At 60.7% G+C, this 6488-nt stretch carries 5 protein-coding genes; 3 read left to right on the plus strand and 2 right to left on the minus strand.

Annotation, left to right across the window (positions count from 1 at the left end):
- Positions 1 to 152: 152 nt before the first annotated feature.
- Positions 153 to 2066, minus strand: coding sequence for a DEAD/DEAH box helicase family protein (locus C667_RS07880; RefSeq protein ID WP_004360019.1), 1914 nt, complete (start codon positions 2064 to 2066; stop codon positions 153 to 155).
- Between the two features lie 54 nt (positions 2067 to 2120).
- The gene (locus C667_RS07885; RefSeq protein ID WP_004360021.1) at positions 2121 to 3644 is read right to left on the minus strand and encodes a sigma 54-interacting transcriptional regulator; all 1524 of its coding nucleotides are present in this window, start codon (positions 3642 to 3644) and stop codon (positions 2121 to 2123) included.
- A gap of 435 nt (positions 3645 to 4079) precedes the next feature.
- Between C667_RS07885 and C667_RS07890 the strand changes: the two genes are divergently transcribed.
- From C667_RS07890 to C667_RS25650, 3 genes are all read left to right on the plus strand, one after another.
- Positions 4080 to 4550: a helix-turn-helix domain-containing protein gene (locus tag C667_RS07890; protein WP_004360023.1), complete on the plus strand. Its 471-nt coding sequence runs from the start codon at positions 4080 to 4082 to the stop codon at positions 4548 to 4550.
- A gap of 350 nt (positions 4551 to 4900) precedes the next feature.
- Entirely contained in the window at positions 4901 to 5578 is a 678-nt protein-coding gene (locus C667_RS07895) for a TnsA endonuclease N-terminal domain-containing protein (RefSeq protein WP_004360025.1), read from the plus strand.
- Positions 5575 to 6447 (plus strand): hypothetical protein, encoded by an 873-nt coding sequence (locus C667_RS25650; protein ID WP_157302244.1) that lies wholly within the window; start codon positions 5575 to 5577, stop codon positions 6445 to 6447. Before C667_RS07895 ends, C667_RS25650 begins: the two co-directional genes overlap by 4 nt.
- Positions 6448 to 6488: the final 41 nt, after the last annotated feature.

Here is a 6488-nt window from a genome sequence, read left to right on the forward strand (position 1 = left end):
ATTTCGCTGCGGCGAAAGGGCGACGGCCGCGTGGGAGCAGGAAAATGACGTAGCGCACCCCCCGTAAGCCCGGCTCGCCGGGCCTCCGGGCCGTGAAAGGACGGTGCTCGGGGCTGCGGTGAGCTGAGATTGGGAGTCAGGCAGCAGAAAAATCATGCGCTGGGGCTCGCGGAGCGGGTACGCGCTGAAGACAACACGGATTCAGGCATGAGATTACGCAGGATGATGCGGTTGGTATCGCGGTTGAATACCGCGTCGTCGATCTCCTGAGCGTCGAAATCCAGGGTGTTCGGATCGATCCCTTGGTCTTCCAGCTCGGCAATCTGCTCGTCGCTGAGATGGGCCGACTTGATCCCCTCGCGCAGAAAAGCTGTAGTGTGAGCCACCACGCGGAAGGGCACCAGGTTGCCGTCTGCGATCGCCTGCTCGAGTGGATAGTTGGCGGTCGGGAGTTTGTAATCGCAGCCGAACAGACGACATGTGCTGCGCGACACCATCTCGACGGGCGTTGCGGTAAGGCCCACCTGCAGGGCGTCAAAGTACTTGAAGAGATCGCCGTACTGGTTGTAGATCGAGCGGTGCGACTCATCGGCAATGATGAGATCGAAGAAACCCGTATCGAAACGCTCGTAGATGTTCATCATGCCCGGGTAGATGCCGATGTAGATACGGGCATCTTTGAGCGCGATGTCATTGTTCTGCTGGCCGATAACGTAGATCGGCTCCTTGAGGAACTCGCTGAATGCGTTGCGCGCTTGCTTGCGAAGCTCCTTGCGGTCGCAGAGGAAGAGAACCCGCTTCACCCAGCGTGCCTCGATCAGCATTTTGGCGAGTGCAATCGCGACCCGGGTCTTTCCGGTTCCTGTTGCCTGGACGATCAGCGCCTTTCGGTGGCATGCCGCAAAGCGCTCGGTTACGCGGCGCAGCGTCTCGATCTGATAGAGCCGGCCCGCGATGCGCTCGTCCGGCATGACCTTGGTGAGCTCATAGCGGCCACTGCGTTGGAAACCGCAGCGGTACTGGAGCGTGTCGCGCGCGTAGAAGCCGTAGATCTGCCGCGGCGGGTAGCCGAGCGCATCATCCCAGACCCAAATGTCGTGACCGTTGCTGTAGAAGATCATCGGCCGCTGGCCATACATCTTCTCGAGCCCGTCTGCATAGTCCTTGGACTGCGCCTGCCCCTGTCGGGCATCACGGGTGGTCTTCTTGATCTCGACCGTCGCGAGCGGCTTGCCGTTGTCGTCCCACAGAACGTAGTCGGCGAAGCCCCTCCCGCTTGAAGTCGCCTGATGCAGAACCTCGACCTCCTGACCGACCTGCTCGGTGCTGCGGCCCTGCTCGCCGACATTCCAGCCCGCCATGCGAAGGTCACGCTCGATGAGCCACCGACGCGTGTCGTCCTCGCTGAACTGGAGCTGGTTGCTGGTTGCTTCCGCCACATCTGCGATGGCGCGGATCTCCCGCTCCTCGAGCGGAGCGTTTGCCGCATTAATCCGTTCGCGCAGCTCGCGCTCAGACTCTCGCAGACGGGCAACTTCCTCGAGCGCTTCTCTGAGACGCGCCTCCTTGGCAGCGTTCTGCTCAGCAAGCGCCTTCGCCTTACGCTTGATCTCGGCCTTGCTGTCCGTGCCGTCGGGCGGGGGCTCACGAAACTCTGCGAAGTCCTCGACGACTCCACCGCAGAAAGTCACGTGGAGCCAGCGCGCAAGTTGCCATGCCTCGCGAAGTGCCCGCAGAGAGTCTGTGCTGCCGACGTCTTCCCCATGCGCAGCACGGTTACCGAGTTTGCGGAGCAAGTGAAACTTGTCGAGCACAAGGCGATCGGCCAGCATCGTGAAGCTGGCATTCGCGAGTAGGTCGGCAAAGTTGGACTGGGGCGCACGCGGCAGCCGTAAGCGGGTGTAGAGGTGATCGACGATTCGCTCGGCAAAGCTCCGGAGTTTGACGAGCGCGCTCTCTGGATCAGTGAACGCATAGTGCTCGGCAAATCCGCCCATGCTCGCAAGCTCGGCATGATGAGACCGTAGCGGTTCGAAGTTGAGCGATGAGCGTTCCTGCATCCACATGTCTGGCGTTCTCGTGCGATGGTCACTTCATGCAGCGAAAACCGTGCCAGCCTCCTATTCCTTTTCTTCAGCGCTTTCGAGACCGAAACGCCTGAGCCAATTGGTGAGCGTCTGGTAGTGCGGAAACCCGAGCAGCTCGGCTGCCAGCTTCTTCCGATGGTTTGTTTGCTGCATGGCGCGCTCGAGATAGTGACGCGAGACCTCGTCGAGAAGTGCCTGTAAATCAAAGCCCTTGTGAAGCGGCCTGTCGAGGACACCTTGGCTGCCCGGCGCCACCTCCAGCAGCGCCTCGCGAACCTCATCCCCGGTGATCGTATCCCCGTCGGACCAGATCACCGACCGGACGAGCGTGTGATAAAGCTCGCGGATGTTACCCGGCCAAGGATGCGCAAGAAGAAAGTTTCTAGCCTCCAGAGAAAGTTTCTTGTGTTGTACCTCGGGCTCGAATCCCGCTCCGGCATTGAGCTGGTCGAGAAAGTGATCGATGAGCAGCTCGACATCGCCATCGCGCTCGCGCAAGGCGGGCAGATTGATGATGCCGACGGCGAGGCGGTGAAAGAGGTCTTCCCGAAATCGCCCTGCGGTCACATCGGCCTGCAAGTCGCGGTGAGTAGCCGCGATGATGCGCACATCCACCTTCATAGGCTTCGATGCACCGACCGGCGTGACCTCCTTCTCCTGCAAGGCACGCAGCAGACGCACCTGGGTGTCGGACGGCAGATCACCAATCTCGTCGAGAAACAGCGTGCCGCCTTCTGCGGCCTTGAAGTGACCATCACGGTCGCGATCTGCGCCGGTAAAGGCACCTCGCTTGTGGCCGAACAGCTCTGAATTGGCGAGCTCACGGGGGATGGCACCACAGTTCACAGGAATGAAGGGGCGATTCGCCCTCTTGCTCGCCGCGTGGACCGCCTGGGCGAACAGCTCCTTGCCCGTGCCCGTTTCTCCCAGAACGAGCACGGGCAAATCGAAGGCCGCTATCCGCCTCGCGCGATCAACCTGCTTTCGCATCGCCGGGCTGCGGTGAATGATCCGAGCAAACTCCGGCACCCCAAGCTGCTCGCCCGCCAGCCGCTCGATGCGATCTTCGCTGCGCTTGAGGTACTCGGGCAGAAAATCGCTTGCGAGGTCGAAATTGAAGTCGACCCGCTCAAGGCCCCGTTGGGCCGAAGTCTGGATCAGCCGTGCAGGGAAGCGCGTCTTGGCGAGCAAGATCCAGACCGCAATCATTGCGGGCGTCCCGGGGCTCAAGTGGAAGGTCGGCAGCACCTCCCGCCTCGGCAGCCGAGCACGCTTCAACTCGGCACTGACCTTCTCGTAGATCTCTGCGTAGTTGATCGGGCTGCTCAACTCGATCTCGTAAAGATCGACATCAACGTAGCTGGTCAGCGCCTCGAGCCAATCGCAGTAGGGCTTACTGCGCTCGAAGCCGTAGTTGGTCAGCAGGACCACGCGACCGAACCGCTCGTGAGCGAGCAGCGCCGAAGCGATCGGACCGGGCCGCTCACGGTCATCAGCCTCGGCCGCTTGATGGTCCGCCGCCCCGATCCAGGCGAAAAGCCAGGATTCTTGCGTCATGGAGGAATCATACGGGTCACGCTGGGCGAGGGGAAGCCAGCGCCCTCCCTAGAGATATCCATCACCTCAAGCGTTAGCGGCACTCTTGGTGCGCTTGGTGAAACCACCGGCGACCAACCGGCCTACCTCGACGCTAAGGCTCCTGTAGTAGTGATCTCGCCCAGCCTCGGCTGGGCTTTTTTTGTTCTTCAGGCGTTCAAGCCGGTCGAGAAACCGGCGAAGAGCAGTCAGCTTCCAGCCTTCTGTAGGTCCCAAGCGCTTCCCGTCCGCAGCCCCTTGTTCCAATTCACGATTATTGAATTTATAGAATCACGCCGTCAGTGAACAAAATCACTTCTCTTTTCTTTTCAACACTTTATAGCACGATGTCGCTTGCGCCTCGCCCATCCTGCCATTAATCTTCGCTCGTTCTAAGTACCCATACGGGTAGAGTTAATGAGCCCCTTCAGCCGCCTCCTTGCAGAGACCCGACGCCGCAACGGCTTGCGCCAGATTGATCTGGCGGAGCTACTCGGATACGAGCAGACCTATCTCTCGGCCCTGGAGGTGGGCGCAAAGGGGCCGCCGGCAGCCGAGTTTGTCCAACGGCTCCAGGCCGCGCTCAATCTAGACGAGAAAAATACTGATTGCCTGCTAGAGGCGCTGGAACTTTCGCAGCGGAGGATGACATTGGAAGTAGACGCGCCCGAAGACGTCTACGTCGTCTTCAATGAGATGCGCCTGCAACTCAACACCCTGCATCCCAGCCAAGTCGGGCTGATCCGAGCGACGCTGGCTTTGAAAAGTGATCTGCGCGAGCGTCCGCACAGCGAGATCCCCAGGCTGAAGCGACGAGTCTTGGAGCCAGGCGAGGGCTCCAGCCCATCTGCACGGACGAAACAGGCAGAACACCCAAGTACGAACTGAACCCCGCACCTGCGGACAACCCACCCACTCGCACACGACACAGGGAGATTCCCATGCCATAAAAAACAAGGGCAGACCTGACGGCCTGCCCCGATCGGCCCTTTGCAGAGCCCTTGCTTCGACACCAAGAGTTTCCGCCTCCAGGGCCCCGCCGTCAATTCCCGATTCCCCTTGCCATCACCAACGTTCGGCGCACACGTCTGAACGCGGGCGTTGTTACGCCTGTGGCTTGCGATATCAGCCCCCTTGATCCGCCTCGATAGGCGGCTCAAAGGCGGCGCTCAACCTGGAGTTCTGAAATGACTTGCACGTCCGGGGCACCTGCTGCCCCTTCGAGCCGCCGCGCGCCCATGGCGCGTCAGCCCATCACGCGCTCGCAGCCCATGCCGCGCCGCAAAGCGCCTTCATTCAAGTCAGGCGCCATTGTCCACTGCGAGAGCGCCCAAGAAGAGGAGGCCGTTGCGCGCTTCGAAGCCTGCCCATCGGTCACAAAAATCACGGCTCAGCCTGTACGAATCGCCTATGAGCACGAAGGCAAGAAGCGCAACACGACGCCTGACTTCAAGCTGACGCTCGTCGACGGTCTCGAGATATATGTGGAGGTAAAGCACACCACCCAGGCGATGACCATGGCCGATGTGCTTGAAGCGCGGGCAGTCGGGTCGGCCGCGCAGGGTCTGGACTATTACGTCATCACCGACCGCTGGATTCGCGTCGAGCCCCTGCTGGAGAACATCCGAATTCTCCAAAGATGGCGGGGTGCCGCGCGTGTAAGCCCTGACCGATTAGAGCTATCAGCCGTCGAGCCAGACTTGCCACTACCGATCCACGTCGTCGCGGAGCGCCTGGGCGGCTTGTCGAGGGCAGCCGCGCACGTCTTGAACGGAGACCTCAATATCGATCTCCTTTCCCACACGATCGACCGTAATGCCATGGTCCTGCAAGAGCCGCATCGCGCAACCAGGATTGCACGGGAGCTCCCATGGCGGACCACGGAGGGCAGTGAGATCTGGGGGGTTGCCAAATGAATCGCTTCACCTGGCTACGTAACCCTCTGGTCAAGTTTGATGACAAGAATCTCCGGCTCGTGCCACCTAACCCTGCAGGGAAGTGGTGCCTGATCGCGGCCGATGAAACGACGGAATTCAGCCCCGTCGAGCTCTCCGAGGGCGAGCTCGCCGTGCTCTACATCGAGCGCCGGCTTTCATTTCGCCTGCCTGGCGGGTACGACCCCACATTGTTGAAGCGTGAGCGGCTTGGACCCACCATCGATGACCTCCCTGAAGCGCAGAAGAAGGAAGCAATCCGCCGAAACAGTTATGTCAAGGGACTGCAGGATGCCGGCTGCAAATCGTGCTCACCCTCCGCGATAACCAAGTTGCTGATAGAGGAGGTTGCACGAGAGCTTGGTGACCCTTGCCCTCCTCATCCCATATCTGTTTACCGCTGGGCGCGACGCAGCGCGCAGTCGGGCCGCGGCGTCCTGAGCCTCAGGCGTAAGTCCTGGGGGACCAACACGGGACGCGACCACCGCATGTCCGAGCGCACTGTGGAGATCATCGACCAGTGTATCGACAACATCTACCTGGAAGGTAGGGAGTCGGGTGAGGCTACACGGCTCGAGGTGATGCGAATCATTGCCAATGAAAACCTCTCACTGCCGCCCACCAAGCAGCTTGTCGCGCCATCGCTGGCGACAATTTACCGAATGATCAACGGTCGGGACGCGTATGAGCGCGCCGTCGCTCGATACGGCGAGGACGAAGCAAATCGCCGGTTTCGACACAGCAAGGCGGGCTTCCGCGCAACGCGCCCCAACGAGCGCGTCGAGGTCGACCACACGCCCCTGGATCTCCCGAGTTCGACAGTTACGCTCGCAAGTGCTTGTTTTTGCTAGAGCGCACTTTCAAAAATGCCACTACAACAGCGCCAACTGCT

Origin of the sequence: Thauera phenylacetica B4P (assembly GCF_000310225.1) — a bacterium.
Classification (GTDB): domain Bacteria; phylum Pseudomonadota; class Gammaproteobacteria; order Burkholderiales; family Rhodocyclaceae; genus Thauera; species Thauera phenylacetica.

Excerpts from the sequence above, each read along its gene's own strand:
- C667_RS07885 (WP_004360021.1), bottom strand. The coding sequence starts at position 3,644 with ATGACGCAAGAATCCTGGCTTTTCGCCTGGATCGGGGCGGCGGACCAT.
- C667_RS25650 (WP_157302244.1), top strand. The coding sequence starts at position 5,575 with ATGAATCGCTTCACCTGGCTACGTAACCCTCTGGTCAAGTTTGATGAC.
- C667_RS07880 (WP_004360019.1), bottom strand. The coding sequence starts at position 2,066 with ATGTGGATGCAGGAACGCTCATCGCTCAACTTCGAACCGCTACGGTCT.
- C667_RS07890 (WP_004360023.1), top strand. The coding sequence starts at position 4,080 with ATGAGCCCCTTCAGCCGCCTCCTTGCAGAGACCCGACGCCGCAACGGC.
- C667_RS07895 (WP_004360025.1), top strand. The coding sequence starts at position 4,901 with ATGGCGCGTCAGCCCATCACGCGCTCGCAGCCCATGCCGCGCCGCAAA.